This is a genomic window from Ruegeria sp. BG7, assembly GCF_056535685.1.
In genome coordinates this window covers 855,640-869,311 of record NZ_JBQFIU010000001.1, presented here as the reverse complement: position 1 = coordinate 869,311, position 13,672 = coordinate 855,640, and the positions used below count along the sequence as shown (strand labels likewise).

14 protein-coding genes and 2 tRNA genes are annotated in these 13,672 nt (G+C 57.5%); 4 read left to right on the top strand and 12 right to left on the bottom strand.

Features of this window, described 5'->3' with window-relative positions; genetic code table 11:
* Positions 1-51: 51 nt before the first annotated feature.
* The 3 genes from ACR3EH_RS04255 to ACR3EH_RS04245 form a co-directional block, all read right to left on the bottom strand.
* The gene (locus ACR3EH_RS04255; protein ID WP_171092391.1) at positions 52-369 is read right to left on the bottom strand and encodes a phosphoribosyl-ATP diphosphatase; all 318 of its coding nucleotides are present in this window, start codon (positions 367-369) and stop codon (positions 52-54) included.
* Positions 366-1,127 carry an imidazole glycerol phosphate synthase subunit HisF gene (gene hisF / locus ACR3EH_RS04250; protein WP_171185026.1) on the bottom strand — a complete coding sequence of 254 codons (762 nt, stop codon included), beginning with the start codon at positions 1,125-1,127 and terminating at the stop codon, positions 366-368. Before hisF ends, ACR3EH_RS04255 begins: the two co-directional genes overlap by 4 nt.
* A gap of 110 nt (positions 1,128-1,237) precedes the next feature.
* Positions 1,238-3,460: a spermidine synthase gene (locus tag ACR3EH_RS04245; RefSeq protein WP_371810719.1), complete on the bottom strand. Its 2,223-nt coding sequence runs from the start codon at positions 3,458-3,460 to the stop codon at positions 1,238-1,240.
* A 225-nt stretch (positions 3,461-3,685) separates the two neighbouring features.
* On the opposite strand from ACR3EH_RS04245, the gene ACR3EH_RS04240 reads away from it, so the two are divergent.
* Positions 3,686-4,132 carry a DUF302 domain-containing protein gene (locus ACR3EH_RS04240; protein ID WP_253746353.1) on the top strand — a complete coding sequence of 149 codons (447 nt, stop codon included), beginning with the start codon at positions 3,686-3,688 and terminating at the stop codon, positions 4,130-4,132.
* 4 nt (positions 4,133-4,136) lie between these two features.
* Here the strand turns inward: ACR3EH_RS04240 and hisA are convergent, their stop codons facing one another.
* Positions 4,137-4,856: a 1-(5-phosphoribosyl)-5-[(5-phosphoribosylamino)methylideneamino]imidazole-4-carboxamide isomerase gene (gene hisA / locus ACR3EH_RS04235; protein WP_171185024.1), complete on the bottom strand. Its 720-nt coding sequence runs from the start codon at positions 4,854-4,856 to the stop codon at positions 4,137-4,139.
* Positions 4,857-4,990: 134 nt separating this feature from the next.
* Here hisA and ACR3EH_RS04230 point away from each other — a divergent pair, with 134 nt between their 5' ends.
* Positions 4,991-5,392 (top strand): DUF2147 domain-containing protein, encoded by a 402-nt coding sequence (locus ACR3EH_RS04230; protein WP_171092385.1) that lies wholly within the window; start codon positions 4,991-4,993, stop codon positions 5,390-5,392.
* 3 nt (positions 5,393-5,395) lie between these two features.
* Here ACR3EH_RS04230 and hisH read toward each other — a convergent pair whose 3' ends face one another.
* Together hisH and hisB are read right to left on the bottom strand one after the other, a co-directional pair.
* On the bottom strand, positions 5,396-6,034 hold the full coding sequence (hisH, locus tag ACR3EH_RS04225; RefSeq protein ID WP_171185022.1) for an imidazole glycerol phosphate synthase subunit HisH: 639 nt from the start codon (positions 6,032-6,034) through the stop codon (positions 5,396-5,398).
* Complete coding sequence (hisB, locus tag ACR3EH_RS04220) at positions 6,035-6,622, bottom strand: imidazoleglycerol-phosphate dehydratase HisB (RefSeq protein WP_171092381.1); 588 nt, start codon at positions 6,620-6,622, stop codon at positions 6,035-6,037.
* A 154-nt stretch (positions 6,623-6,776) separates the two neighbouring features.
* On the opposite strand from hisB, the gene ACR3EH_RS04215 reads away from it, so the two are divergent.
* Positions 6,777-7,016, top strand: a complete 240-nt coding sequence (locus ACR3EH_RS04215; RefSeq protein ID WP_050602861.1) for an Lrp/AsnC family transcriptional regulator — start codon at positions 6,777-6,779, stop codon at positions 7,014-7,016.
* Here the strand turns inward: ACR3EH_RS04215 and ACR3EH_RS04210 are convergent.
* From ACR3EH_RS04210 to ACR3EH_RS04200, 3 genes are all read right to left on the bottom strand, one after another.
* Positions 7,013-7,879 (bottom strand): GNAT family N-acetyltransferase, encoded by an 867-nt coding sequence (locus ACR3EH_RS04210; RefSeq protein WP_171185020.1) that lies wholly within the window; start codon positions 7,877-7,879, stop codon positions 7,013-7,015. The two genes, ACR3EH_RS04215 and ACR3EH_RS04210, sit on opposite strands and share 4 nt — an antisense overlap.
* 81 nt (positions 7,880-7,960) lie before the next feature.
* Positions 7,961-8,035, bottom strand: a tRNA-Gly gene (locus tag ACR3EH_RS04205).
* Positions 8,036-8,068: 33 nt separating this feature from the next.
* Positions 8,069-8,143 (bottom strand) — tRNA-Gly (locus tag ACR3EH_RS04200).
* 148 nt (positions 8,144-8,291) lie between these two features.
* Here ACR3EH_RS04200 and ACR3EH_RS04195 point away from each other — a divergent pair.
* On the top strand, positions 8,292-8,444 hold the full coding sequence (locus ACR3EH_RS04195; protein WP_171185018.1) for a hypothetical protein: 153 nt from the start codon (positions 8,292-8,294) through the stop codon (positions 8,442-8,444).
* Positions 8,445-8,456: 12 nt separating this feature from the next.
* Here the strand turns inward: ACR3EH_RS04195 and ACR3EH_RS04190 are convergent, their stop codons facing one another.
* The 3 genes from ACR3EH_RS04190 to ACR3EH_RS04180 form a co-directional block, all read right to left on the bottom strand.
* Positions 8,457-8,840, bottom strand: coding sequence for an MAPEG family protein (locus ACR3EH_RS04190; RefSeq protein WP_171185016.1), 384 nt, complete (start codon positions 8,838-8,840; stop codon positions 8,457-8,459).
* Between the two features lie 78 nt (positions 8,841-8,918).
* On the bottom strand, positions 8,919-12,356 hold the full coding sequence (locus tag ACR3EH_RS04185) for a pyruvate carboxylase (protein WP_171646636.1): 3,438 nt from the start codon (positions 12,354-12,356) through the stop codon (positions 8,919-8,921).
* Positions 12,357-12,516: 160 nt separating this feature from the next.
* Positions 12,517-13,638 (bottom strand): alpha-hydroxy acid oxidase, encoded by a 1,122-nt coding sequence (locus ACR3EH_RS04180; protein ID WP_171185012.1) that lies wholly within the window; start codon positions 13,636-13,638, stop codon positions 12,517-12,519.
* Positions 13,639-13,672 lie beyond the last annotated feature (34 nt).

Genomic DNA, 13,672 nt, shown 5'->3' with positions numbered 1-13,672 from the left:
CAATCTGACGTCCGAGTATAGCGGCCTAAACAGCAGCGCGGAAGCCGGGCGTTACCCCTTGGGGCGGGATGCTTTTTCTGCGATGCCGCTGACGCCCTGACGACGTGCCAGTTCGGTCAGGACATCATCCAGTGCCACGTCCCGCGCGGCCAGCATGACCAGAAGGTGATACAGAACATCAGCCGCCTCAGAGGTCAGCTTGGCTTTGTCATCCTTGACGGCCTCGATGATCGCCTCAACGGCTTCTTCGCCAAACTTCTCGGCGCATTTCTCGGGACCTTTGGCCAGCAGCTTGGCTGTCCAGCTGGAGTCCGGGTCTGCGTCTTTGCGGTCTTCAATCGTCCGGGCCAGATCGTGCAGGATGCTCATGTCAGCCTCATGGGAATGCCCGCAGCGGCCATGTGTTCCTTGGCCTCGCGGATGGTGTATTCGCCGAAATGGAAGATCGAAGCAGCCAGTACGGCGCTTGCACCGCCTTTGGTGACACCTTCGACCAGATGGTCCAGATTACCGACGCCGCCGCTGGCGATCACCGGCACATTCACCGCGTCGGAAATGGCGCGGGTCAGGGGCAGGTTGAAGCCTGCCTTGGTGCCGTCACGATCCATCGAGGTCAAAAGGATTTCCCCGGCCCCTTTGGCAACAACTGTTTTGGCAAATTCGACCGCATCAATACCGGTGGGCTTGCGTCCGCCATGGGTGAAAATTTCCCACTTGCCGGGGCTGACGGTCTTGGCGTCGATGGCGCAAACGATGCATTGGCTGCCGAACTGGTCCGCCGATTCCGCGATCACATCTGGGTTGGCGACGGCTGCCGAGTTGAAACTGACCTTGTCCGCCCCTGCCAGCAACAGGGCACGCACATCATCCTTGGTGCGCACGCCACCGCCCACTGTCAGTGGCACAAAGCATTGCTCGGCCGTGCGTTGCACCACATCAAACATAGTGCCGCGGTTTTCGTGCGTCGCGTGGATATCCAGAAAACAGATTTCGTCCGCTCCAGCGGCGTCATACGCTTTCGCTGACTCCACGGGGTCGCCTGCATCGCGCAGGCCGACGAAGTTCACGCCTTTGACCACGCGGCCGTCAGCAACATCAAGGCAGGGGATGATCCGGGTTTTTAGCATGTGGGCGTCCTTTGTTGCCGGACCTTTACCGGCAAAGCGCCAGTGATGCCACAGACGTTTTGACGCCTATGGCCCGGATTGCGCGGGCCACGGGCGCATGAAGAACCGCTTTAGCTGTCCCCTTCCTTCAGCAACTTAAGTGCTGAAAGCAGGTTGGCCTTGTCGTCGGTCCAGGGTTGCGCGCCGTCAGTCTCGACGATTTGCCAGTTCCCACCTTGCACGAAACCGTTAATCCGGGTCGCGTCGGGGCTCAGGATTACCACACTGCTGGTGGCGGCCCCGGTTTCAACCTGCTCTTCGCCCACGGCCAGCCGCTGATGCGCGGCTGTCAGGTTCAGGCTGTCGGCAATGCGAGCCAATGGCGGAACCAGATCGTAGAAGCGGTTGGTGATATGAAACACCAGAACTCCGTCTTCACTCAGGCGACGCGTATACATCTCAACCGCCTCCTGCGTAATCAAGTGCAGAGGGATCGCGTCTGAACTGTAGGCATCCAGAACAAGGATATCGAAGGCAAACGGCATTTGTTCCAGTACGATCCGGGCGTCACCCAGATGTGTTTCTGAATCGGGCGTGCATTCAGACAGGTAAGTGAACAGCGACGGATCGCGCGCGATCTGATCGACGGTTGCGTCAATCTCGAAGAAATCCCAATTTTGGCTAGGTTGGCGGTAGCAGGCCAACGCACCTGTGCCCAGGCCAACAATTCCGATGCTGTCAGATTGTTTGCCAAACTCAGAGGTGATCACCTGCGCCATCGGGCCTTCGGGGTGATAATAAGACAGCGGCGTTGGCCGTGTACCGTATTCCGATTCGCGCTGCCAGCCATGTACCGTAGTGCCGTTTTTGTAGACGCGGTAGCCGGCGCTGGAATAGACCGAATGCACGCCAAAAAAGCTGCGATCTTCGAAAACCGGATCGTTCTTGACTGCGAAGGCTGGTAGCAAAACGATGGCAAGTACGACCGGGATGCGCAGGGCTTGAGCCCGGAATAGATACAGAACCGCAAAGATAAGCACGAACAGCGCGCCTGCGCGGGGAATGTCTTCGCTCAGGACCGCAATGCTGCGAGTTGCACCTGCGGTGACAAGGATGAATACGCTGGCCGCGGCGCCAATGATGACATGGCGCAACGCAAAAACGGGTGCTCGAACAAGGAACAATCCCCCTGCCAGAATCATGGTGATCGGCGCCTCAAGCTCTCGGGTGAAGGCAAGTGGCGCTACAATCGAGTTGAATAACCCACCGATTGCGCCGCCCACGGACAGGGCGATGTAGAACACCGTCAATTGTTCGGCTGACGGGCGCATGTCGTAGAGCATGCGGTGTGCGAAGAGTGCGACAACGAATAGAACGGGGACGTAGAGCAGGATGACCACAGGTGCGTCATGTTCACTGACCACCTTGGACACCAGCACGACGCCAACAGCCAGTGCAACGAGCATTGGCACGTTCAACGCATCCAGGGTCAAGTGTTTCCACTTGGCGAAGGCAATGACGAAGGATAGGATGTAAACCGCCAAAGGAACAACCCAGATTAGTGGGAGTGCGCCAAGATCCGTGCTGACCCGTGTCGTGAAGGACAACATCAAAGACGAGGGGATGAAGGCAACAAACACCCAGACGGCGATCTGTTTCAGAGCTGGAAAACTGGTTTTGAGCGCTGCTCGCGTTGAAGTCTCGGCCTGTCGAGACCCTTGCAGTGCGATCAACCCGCTACCGAGTAATAGTGCCCCGAAAAGGACGAACCCGATCAACCAGGCAAAGCTGATTTCACCTGCCCCGAAGAACGGATCAGCGACCAGAGGGAAGGCCAACAAGGCCAGCAAAGACCCAACGTTACTGGCGCTGTACAGGAAATAGGGATCATCAGCCGACGGCCCGCCCGATTTGGCGTACCACGCCTGCAACAAAGGCGCGTTTGCAGACAGAACCGCAAATGGCACACCAACGCCCATGGCAAACAAGCCGAGCGTTTGCAGCGCGGTAGATGTTGATGCGTCGTAGCTCCATATATCGCTGGTGGACAGCGGCAAAAAGGTCAGCGCTGCGACCCAAAAGGCGAAATGTGTAATGATCTGCCAGCGCAACGGCAGGTATTTGGTTAAAAGGTGCGCATAGACGTAGCCGAGAATCAGGACGATCTGGAAGAACAGCATCGCAGTTGTCCAGACTGCCGGTGCGCCTCCGATCTTGGGTAGAACCAGTTTCGCAAACAGGGGCTGCACAAAGAACAGCAAGCTCGCGCTTGTAAAGATCGCCGCACAGAAGATCGCAACCGTTGCGGTTTTGAATCTGGATGTGTTCGGGACATCAATGCTGGAAAAACTCACGCGCGCCACCTGAATTGGATCGTTTGAGGCGTAAATTAGGCGCGAATTCCGGCTGAATTGGGGCTTGAGTGGGTGAAATGTTGGACTTTCGCCCGGATTGTTCGCGAATTTGAGGGTAAATTTGACGTTCTTAATCAGGCAAAGCTTTGCCGATGCCAGACTTGTGATTGTGAGAATTGTGAAACTTGAGACAATTGGGGTGAATTTCACAAAAGGAAATCCGATATGCGAACACTGATACTTGCTTCAATTCTCACGTTCGGAGGCGCGCTGTCCGCCATGGCTGACGACATCATCAAAGTACAAACAGATAAATCCGTTTCTGAAGCGCTGGATGCGCTGGAAGCTGCGGTTGGCAATGCCGGTGCCACTGTGTTTGCCCGCATTGACCACGCAGCTGGTGCGGAAAAGGTCGGTACGCCCATTCCCGCCAATCAGGTGCTGATTTTTGGCAATCCTGCACTGGGCACACCCGCGATGCAGATCGACCCACGCGCCGGTTTGTTCCTGCCGCTTAAGGTTCAGGCGTATGAGGACGCCAACGGCCAGGTCTGGCTGACCTATGAAGACCCCAAAGAGACGATGGATGAACTGGATGAGGTTGAAAAGTCACCCGTCATCGAAAAGATGCGCGGCGCACTGGCCAAGCTGACTGCCGCCGCCGCGCAGTAATCCATCAAGACAGGGCGCGAATGGCCTCAGCCAGGTCGATCGCGCCATCATAGAGCGCCCGGCCCGAGATCGCGCCGTTCAGCTCGATACCGCAATCGCGCAAAGCAATCAGGTCTTCCAGTGAGCTGACACCGCCCGAGGCGATAACTGGGATGGATACGGCCTGTGCAAGCGCGGCGGTGGCCTCGACATTCGGTCCCTGCATCGCGCCGTCCCGGTTGATGTCGGTATAAATGATGGCTGCGACGCCTGCGTCCTCGAAACTGCGGGCCAGATCGGTGACCTGAACATCAGTCTCCTCGGCCCAGCCTTTGGTCGCCACCATGCCGTTGCGCGCATCGATGCCCACGGCGACCTTGCCGGGGAAGGCTTTGGCCGCTTCGCGCACCAGATCAGGGTTTTCAACCGCAACTGTACCCAAAATGACCCGCGCCAATCCCTTGTCAATCCATGTTTCGATCGTGGCCATGTCCCGGATACCACCGCCTAACTGAGCAGGCACGTCGCAGGCTTTCAGAATCGCCTCAACCGGGGCGGCATTGACCGGCTCACCCGCAAATGCGCCGTTCAGATCCACCAAATGCAACCACTCACATCCGGCCTCGAAAAAGGCACGAGCCTGTGCGGCTGGGTCTTCGTTGAACACAGTGGCCTTGTCCATTTCACCGCGCAGCAGGCGCACGGCGTGGCCGTCTTTGAGATCGATGGCTGGGTAGAGGATCATGTCGAGCGGCCCTATATCTGTGTTACACGCGCGGGATATCGCACAGGCAGGGCAGGGGATGCAACGCGACGCTGGGTCATTCTTGCCCGTCGGTCCTTGGCGGGTCAGACTGCCCTCAAAACAGGGAGAAAACCATGAAGAAATTCACTTTTGCAGCGGGCTTGTCGCTTCTTGCGACTGGCGCTTTGGCAGCAGATCCTGTCGACGGTTTGTGGAAGACCGCACCTGGCGACACGGGCGGTTACCTGCATGTCACGATTTCTGAATGCGGGAGCGCGATTTGCGGCACCATCGACAGCGCATTTGACGCAGATGGCAACCAGCAGTTGGAATATGAAAATCTGGGCAAACAGATAATTTGGGACATGGTCCCTGAAGGTGGCGGCAGCTATGACAGCGGTAAGATCTGGGCCCCGGACCGCGACAAGACTTACAATTCGAAAATGTCGCTGGACGGCCAGAACAAGCTGACCGTCAAGGGGTGTGTGGCTGGCGGTTTGATCTGCCGGGGTCAGACCTGGACGCGCGTCCAGTAATCCTCAGGGTGTCCAGGTCAGGAAATTGCCCAGCATACGCAGACCAACATCCTGACTTTTCTCGGGGTGGAACTGCATCCCAACCATCGTGTCGCGGCCGATCACGGCCGTGACCTCTTGCCCATAGTCCACGTAAGCCAGCCGCTGTGCTGGGTCGTTCACACGAAAATGGTAGGAGTGGACGAAATAAGTGTGATCGCCAGTTTTCACCCCGTTGAACACTGGGTGATCGCTTTCCAAGACCAGATTGTTCCAGCCCATGTGGGGGACTTTCAGGGTAGCATCCGAAGGCTCGATTAGGACAACATCGCCCGCAACCCAGCCCAAACCTTCGGTTTCGCTGTACTCATGGCCCTTAGAGGCCATCAGCTGCATCCCAACGCATATTCCCAGAAACGGGCGACCTTTCTGTTCAACCGCCTCGACCATCGCGTCATAGATGCCCTTGTGCCCACGCAGTTCAGCTGCACATGCGGGAAAGGCTCCATCTCCGGGTAAAACCAAACGGTCCGCCCGGGCGACAACATCAGCGTCCGAGGTCACAACAACCTCACCGGCGCCGACCTCTTGCGCCATGCGCTGAAAGGCTTTTTCTGCCGAGTGAAGATTGCCGCTTTCGTAGTCGATAATGGCAGTCAGCATTTACAGCGCGCCTTTAGTCGACGGAATTGCATCCGCCTTGCGGGGGTCTGTTTCGACCGCATCACGCAGCGCACGCGCGACGGCTTTGAACGCAGCCTCGGCAATGTGGTGGCTGTTGAAGCCGTGCAACTGGTCGATGTGCAGGGTGATGCCACCATGGGTACTCAGGGCCTGAAAGAACTCCCGCACCAGTTCGGTGTCGAACGAGCCAATCTTAGGCGTCGGCAAGTCTACATTCCAAATCAAGAACGGACGGCCCGACAGATCCAGCGCACAGCGCACTTGCGCGTCATCCATGGGCAGATGGCATTCGCCATAACGGCGGATACCTTTCTTGTCGCCCAAAGCTTGTGTCAGTGCCTGACCCAGCGCGATGCCGGTATCTTCGACCGTGTGATGGTCGTCAATGTGATAATCACCCTTGGCGCTGATCGTCATGTCGATCAGCGAATGGCGCGCCAGCTGATCCAGCATGTGGTCAAAGAAGCCAACACCGGTCTGGTTGTCATAGGTGCCGGTGCCATCCAGATTGACCTGGACCGAGATCTCGGTTTCGGCGGTCTTGCGGCTGATCGAAGCGCTGCGCATGGGCGAATTCCTTTTGCTACAGGCGCGCTTATAGACGGGGTTGGGTAGCCTTATCCAGACCATAGGTGGCATTCAGGCCAAACTGTTGCAGGGGATTGCGCCCGGCTGTGCCCCGTGTCAGCTTGCAAGCAACACGAACCGATGGGGTCACACCATGTCCACCTGCGTTTTCATCCAGATCCGCTGCAAACCCGGCACCACCTACAAGGTGGCCGAAGAAATCGCCCTGCGCGAAATTCATTCCGAGCTGTATTCCACCAGCGGCGAATATGACCTTCTGCTCAAGCTCTACATCCCCGAAACCGAGGATGTGGGCCATTTTATCAACGAACACCTGCTGGTGATCCCTAACATCGAACGCTCGCTGACCACCATGACATTCAAGGCGTTCTAGCCCAGCTCGAACGTCGTCACGCCAAAGATTCGGTCCAGATCGATATCCGGCTGATGGCTGGAATACATCCGGGCGGTTTCAAACACTTTGTCCAGCCCAAGCGCGTCGGCCAAAGCGAAGGCTGATGTGTTGGGCTGCGGCATGTCCACAAAAACCTCATGCTCGTTGTGGTCTTCGGGAATCGCCGTCAGCAGAGCTGCTAACAGAGCCCTTGCAATGTCGGCATTGTCCGCAAACAGCGGACCAACCTTGTACCCGGTGAGGCAAGGGCGCAGCGTCGCGTAGCCTCGGATTCTGCCGTTGTCGGAATAGACCTTTGATACGTGATTGTAAGCGCTGAGCCAGCTTTCAAGGAACAAATCGCGTGAAGCGGGAAACATGTCGCGGTCATAGGCTTTTAGTTCATTTGACGCGCTGCTCAGATTCGCGACGCAATCATTCGACGATGTACCCAGCTTCGCCAGCATCCGCGTTTTTGTTCCGGCAAATCGGTAGTTGTTATACGCGAAGGTAAAGCCGGATTTGCGATAATTTTCCTGCTGCTCGACAACCCCATCCAGACCCATGTTACGACCGCCGCAATGAGCAAGCGCATGTTGCGCAATCTCAAGCCCGTGGCCATTGTGCCGGAATTCGGGTCTAACGATGTAAAAGCCCAGAAACGCGAAATCGGCGTTGTAATTTACCGCCGAGACCGAGGAAATCATCACTCCATCCAGAAAACCGCCCAGAAACCCGTCCGGGTCTGTTGGTCGAAAGCACTCGGCGTCATGTACGCCGGGGTTCCATCCCTCGCGCCCGGCCCAATCTACGGCGTGCTGGACTTCGGCGGCAGTGAGCGGGCGAATGGTATAATCAGACATGGGGTAATCCTGCATTGCGTAATGCAATCAGAATGGCGCAACGTGGCGTAAAGAACCAGCATGTTGAGAAAGTTTGGTATCTGGAGCGGGCGAGGCGATTCGAACGCCCGACCCTAACCTTGGCAAGGTTATGCTCTACCCCTGAGCTACGCCCGCATCAGATACATATGTGGTCCGAAGACCTCTCAATGGAGCGGGCGAGGCGATTCGAACGCCCGACCCTAACCTTGGCAAGGTTATGCTCTACCCCTGAGCTACGCCCGCGCCGTTGAGTGAGGAGGGATGTATAAATTCCCACGCGGGGCTGCAAGCGGAAAAACACAAAAAAGAGGAAAAATCTTTCGACGGAAATGCGCCTCTGGCGCGTTCTATTTTCAGAGCATCACAAAACAAGAGGGGCTAAGTGAAGGAAATGGCGAAAACAACAGACCTGAAAATGGCGGTGTTGGCTGTTTTGATCGTGCTGACAACGGTGATCTGCACGCAGGACGAAAACAGGGTGGCAGAGATCGAGCCGGTTCTGATTCAAGCTCCGGCGGTCGATACGCGAGTTTTGGCAAGTTGATCCCGCAGATGGTCAGAGCGCCAAAACCAGATTCGCAATGGCAGCGATCAATATCGAAGTGAAAGTCAGCCCCATCCCGATCTGTCGTAGGATGATGATTTGCGGGGTTCTGCCAAACCCGTAAGCGTGCAAAAGACGTCCAGCCAGCAACGTCAGGCCCAGCAGATGCACAAGCCAGCCACCCGCGCCCTGCAACTCAACCATCGCAATCAGCAAAAGGCCGATAGGCGCGTATTCGGCGCAATTGGAATGGGTCCTTATCGCCTTGATCATCATTTTGCTGCCGCCATCCCCGACCGAGATTTTGTCACTGCGACGCTGCAGAATCACTTTGACGCTGAGCGTCACATAAAGAACTGCGATCAGGGCCGCATAGATCGGAGTGATTGAAAGCAAGGTGTGTCTCCTTTCCGTCAATGAAAAAGGCCGCCCGGTTCCCCGCGCGGCCCTTGTAACCTTAGAATGCTAAACCGGTTATTCCAGTTCGACCAGCAGGTCCTTGGCGTCAATCTGGCCGCCGGGCTGGATGTGAACGGCCTTGACCGTTGCATCACGCTCGGCATGAATGCCGGTTTCCATCTTCATCGCTTCGATGGTCAGCAGCATGTCGCCTTCCTTGACCTGTTGACCGGCAGTCACGGCGACGGTGGCCACAACACCAGGCATCGGGGCTCCGACATGGTTGGGGTTGCCGACTTCGGCTTTGGGCCGGGCTTGTGTGCTTGATGCAACCATCCGGTTCGGAACCCGGATCACGCGCGGTTGGCCGTTTAGTTCAAAGAACACGCGGACCTCGCCGTTTTCATCGGTTTCGCCAATCGCCTGACAGCGGATTTCCAGCGTTTTGCCCGGGTCAATCTCGGCCGTGATTTCCTCGCCCGGCTCCATGCCGTAGAAGAAGGTGCGTGTTGGCAGAGTACGGACCGGGCCATAGATCCGGTGGCGACCCATGTAGTCCAGGAACACCTTGGGATACATCAGGTAGCCGTTCAGATCTTCGTCATCGACGTCTTTGCCTTCCAATTGCTTGGACAGTTCGGCACGCGTGGCTTCCAGATCGACCGCAGGCACGTCCTTGCCGGGGCGCTGGGTGTTGGGGGCTTCGTCCTTCAGAACCTTCTTGATGATCGTGTCAGGGAATCCGCCCGGAGGCTGACCCAGATTGCCACGCATCATGTCCACGACCGAGTCGGGGAAGGCCACGTCAGTCGACGGGCTTTCCACATCGTCGCGCGTCAGGCCCTGGCTGACCATCATCAGCGCCATGTCGCCGACAACCTTAGAAGACGGTGTCACTTTCACGATGTCACCGAACATCTGGTTCACGTCGGCATACATCTGGGCGACCTCGTGCCAACGCTCTTCCAAACCCAAGCTGCGCGCCTGCGCCTTGAGGTTGGTGAACTGACCACCGGGCATCTCGTGCAGATACACTTCGGACGCCGGGGCCTGCAGGCTGGATTCAAACGCCGCATACTGACCGCGAACCGCTTCGAAATAATCGCTGATCTCACGGATTGCCTTGATGTCCAAGCCGGTGTCACGGTCGGTGTGGCGCAGGGCCTCAACAACAGTGCCCAGGGTTGCCTGCGAGGTGTTGCCCGAGAAGCTGTCCATCGCGCAGTCCACGGCATCTACACCCGCCTCGGACGCGGCCAGAATGGTCGCGCTGGCGATACCCGCCGTGTCGTGCGTGTGGAAGTGGATCGGCAGACCGACCTCTTCTTTCAGCGCGCGGATCAGGATTTTGGCCGAGGCCGGTTTCAACAGACCCGCCATATCTTTTAGGCCAAGGATATGCGCGCCTGCGTCGCGCAACTCTTTCGCCATTCCGACATAGTACTTCAGGTCATATTTGGCGCGGTCCGGGTCCAGAATATCACCGGTATAACAGACGGTGCCCTCGCAGATCTTGCCGTTTTCGACGACCGCATCCATCGCCACGCGCATGTTTTCAACCCAGTTCAGAGAGTCAAATACACGGAACACGTCGATGTTCTGCGACGCCTGGCGCACGAACTCCTGCACCACGTTGTCGGGGTAGTTGGTGTAGCCGACCCCATTTGCGCCACGCAGCAGCATCTGGGTCATCAGGTTCGGCATCGCCTCGCGCAGGTCGCGCAGTCGCTGCCACGGGCATTCCTGCAAGAAGCGATAGGCGACATCGAAGGTCGCTCCGCCCCAGCATTCGACCGAGAAAAGCTGTGGCAGGTTCGCCGCATAGGTCGGAGCCACTTTGATCATATCGATTGAGCGCATCCGGGTTGCCAGCAAAGACTGGTGCCCGTCGCGCATGGTGGTGTCCGTGATCAGCAGTTGACGCTGCGCCTTCATCCAGTCGGCAACGGCCTGCGGGCCTTTCTGTTCCAGCAGGTTGCGGGTGCCCATTTGTGGCTCGGCCTTCTGTGCGGGGGGCTTGGCCTCTTTCAGGTCTGCGCGCGGCTCGGGGCGATCCTTGGTCTCGGGGTGCCCGTTCACCGTAATGTCCGCGATATAGGTCAGAACCTTGGTGCCCCGGTCGCGGCGGCGTTTGAACGCAAACAGGTCCGGCGTCGTGTCGATGAATTTGGTGGTGTATTCATTCGACAGGAAAGTCGGGTGTTTCAGCAGGTTGATGACAAAGTCGATATTTGTGCTGACACCGCGAATACGGAATTCGCGCAGGGCGCGGTCCATCCGGTGAATCGCCTTGTCCGGTGTTGGGGCCCAGGCCGTCACTTTGGTCAGCAGTGAATCGTAGTACCGGGTGATCACACCACCCGCATATGCCGTACCACCATCCAAACGAATGCCCATGCCTGTGGCCGAGCGATAGGCGGTGATCCGGCCATAGTCGGGGATAAAGTTGTTCTGCGGATCTTCGGTCGTAATCCGGGTCTGCAGCGCGTGCCCGTTCAGATGTACGTCCGCCTGGCTGGCAGCACCGGTGGCTTCAGCCAGAGTCTTGCCTTCAGCAATCAGGATCTGTGCCTGTACGATGTCGATACCGGTGACTTCCTCGGTGACAGTGTGTTCCACCTGCACGCGCGGGTTCACTTCGATGAAATAGAACTTGCCGGTTTCCATATCCATCAGGAACTCGACCGTGCCCGCGCATTCATAATTCACATGAGCGCAGATTTTGCGGCCCAACTCGCAGATTTCAGCACGCTGTTCTTCGGACAGGTATGGGGCAGGGGCGCGTTCAACCACTTTCTGGTTCCGACGCTGGACCGAGCAGTCGCGTTCATAGAGGTGATAGATCTCACCATGCTTGTCGCCTAGGATCTGAACCTCGACATGGCGGGCGCGGGTGATCATCTTTTCCAGATAGCCCTCACCATTGCCAAAGGCAGCCTCGGCTTCGCGACGACCTTCCAGCACCTTTTCTTCCAGCTCGTCTTCCGAGTTGATCGGGCGCATGCCCCGACCGCCACCGCCCCAGCTGGCCTTGAGCATCAGCGGATAGCCGATCTCGGCGGCTTCCTTGCGGATGGCGTCCATGTCATCGCCCAGAACCTCGGTCGCTGGAATGACAGGAACATCTGCCGCAATAGCGACACGCCGTGCGCTGGCTTTGTCACCCAAGGCGCGCATGGTTTCCGCTTTGGGGCCGATGAAGGTGATACCGTTTTGAACACAGGCATCCACGAAGTCGGGGTTTTCTGACAGCAGGCCGTAACCTGGGTGGATCGCGTCAGCGCCGCATTGCTTGGCCACGCGGATGATCTCGTCGATCGACAAATAGGCTGCGACCGGACCCATGCCCTCGCCGATCTGATAAGCCTCATCCGCCTTGAAGCGGTGCAAGCCCAGCTTATCTTCCGCTGCGTAGACGGCGACGGTGCGTTTGCCCATCTCGTTCGCTGCGCGCATAACGCGGATGGCAATCTCGCCGCGGTTGGCGATCAGGATCTTGTTGAAGTCTGTCATAGTAGGTCCCGGTCTTTTGTGTTTGGGCGTCTTATTGGGCAAACAATACGCGCAGGTATATCCGTTCTTCTGGGTAGAACCGGCATGTTACCGCTCGCAAACGCCCTTTGGCCGCTGCAGCCTTATAGTCATGCCGCGCTGCAGCATCAAATGTTTAGCGTTATCTCTCGATTTGAGACAAATTTGCCAATCCCATTTGCCCCATATTCGCGTGCAGATCCTGTTGTAAAATGTCGATGACATGGGCAGGGCCACGTGCGCCAAGTGCTGCTAACCCATACAAAAAAGCGCGCCCCAGCATGACAAAGTCCGCTCCAAGGGATAGCGCGCGCAGAACGTCCAGCCCGCCTTCGATGCCACTGTCAAAGATCAGGGGAAGATGGGTGGCGGTTCTGATGGCTGGAAGAACCTCTATGCTGGCGGGCGCTGCATCAAACTGACGACCCCCGTGATTCGAGACCCAAAGCGCGTCCACCCCAACCTGTTCCAGACTGGGTGTATCTTCGGGCCGAAGGATGCCCTTTATCACCAAAGGTCCATCCCAGTGGTCGCGCAGCCACGAGACATAATCCAAATCCGGTGAGGTCCTGAGCAAGTATCCGATATGCGCCGTCGGCGGCAGATTGCCCGGATTTTCAATGTATTTTTCCAGACTGCGCATGCGCGGCGCGCCGCTGCGCAGCATTCCCATCGCCCAGGCAGGGCGCATCGCGATCTGTGCAAGTAAGCGCGGTGTCAGCTTTGGCGGCTGCCTTAAGCCTGAGCGGGTTTGCCTTTCCCTGCGGGATGCGACGGGAACGTCTACTGTCAGGACAAGCGTACGAAAACCGGCGTCACGTACACGGTTCAGCATATCCTTGCGAATCTCTGGATCCCTCGGTGGGTACAGTTGAAACCAAGCGTCTGGCCCGAGATACGGGGCCAGATCCTCGGGGCTCTGACTTGCGACGGTCGACAAGCTATAGGGAATCTTCGCTTGCGCGGCGGCCTGCGCCAACAAACGCTCTGCATTCGGCCAGACCAACCCGGACATTCCAATGGGCGCGATACCGCAGGGCAAAGCACAAATACGGTTCAGAATCGTCTTTGTCGTATCAAACTCCAACTCTCCGTGCAGGATGGAAGGAGCAAGGCAAACGTCATCCAGCGCTTTGCGGTTGCGTAGCAGGGCGGTTTCCGAACCTGTTCCGCTTTCGACATATTCCCACACGAAATGCGGCAAACGGCGGCGCGCGCGGCGTTTCAGGTCCGGGATGCCCGGAAAGGTGCTGTGCAAGTCCATGCGGATTGATCCGACCCACCGTGCGATTCGGCAA

What these genes read in the sequence shown, in the direction of transcription:
- ACR3EH_RS04195 (WP_171185018.1), top strand. Translation starts at nt 8,292, where the DNA reads ATGGCGAAAACAACAGACCTGAAAATGGCGGTGTTGGCTGTTTTGATC.
- ACR3EH_RS04255 (WP_171092391.1), bottom strand. Translation starts at nt 369, where the DNA reads ATGAGCATCCTGCACGATCTGGCCCGGACGATTGAAGACCGCAAAGAC.
- ACR3EH_RS04240 (WP_253746353.1), top strand. Translation starts at nt 3,686, where the DNA reads ATGCGAACACTGATACTTGCTTCAATTCTCACGTTCGGAGGCGCGCTG.
- hisB (WP_171092381.1), bottom strand. Translation starts at nt 6,622, where the DNA reads ATGCGCAGCGCTTCGATCAGCCGCAAGACCGCCGAAACCGAGATCTCG.
- ACR3EH_RS04230 (WP_171092385.1), top strand. Translation starts at nt 4,991, where the DNA reads ATGAAGAAATTCACTTTTGCAGCGGGCTTGTCGCTTCTTGCGACTGGC.
- hisH (WP_171185022.1), bottom strand. Translation starts at nt 6,034, where the DNA reads ATGCTGACTGCCATTATCGACTACGAAAGCGGCAATCTTCACTCGGCA.
- hisA (WP_171185024.1), bottom strand. Translation starts at nt 4,856, where the DNA reads ATGATCCTCTACCCAGCCATCGATCTCAAAGACGGCCACGCCGTGCGC.
- ACR3EH_RS04180 (WP_171185012.1), bottom strand. Translation starts at nt 13,638, where the DNA reads ATGGACTTGCACAGCACCTTTCCGGGCATCCCGGACCTGAAACGCCGC.
- hisF (WP_171185026.1), bottom strand. Translation starts at nt 1,127, where the DNA reads ATGCTAAAAACCCGGATCATCCCCTGCCTTGATGTTGCTGACGGCCGC.
- ACR3EH_RS04210 (WP_171185020.1), bottom strand. Translation starts at nt 7,879, where the DNA reads ATGTCTGATTATACCATTCGCCCGCTCACTGCCGCCGAAGTCCAGCAC.
- ACR3EH_RS04185 (WP_171646636.1), bottom strand. Translation starts at nt 12,356, where the DNA reads ATGACAGACTTCAACAAGATCCTGATCGCCAACCGCGGCGAGATTGCC.
- ACR3EH_RS04215 (WP_050602861.1), top strand. Translation starts at nt 6,777, where the DNA reads ATGTCCACCTGCGTTTTCATCCAGATCCGCTGCAAACCCGGCACCACC.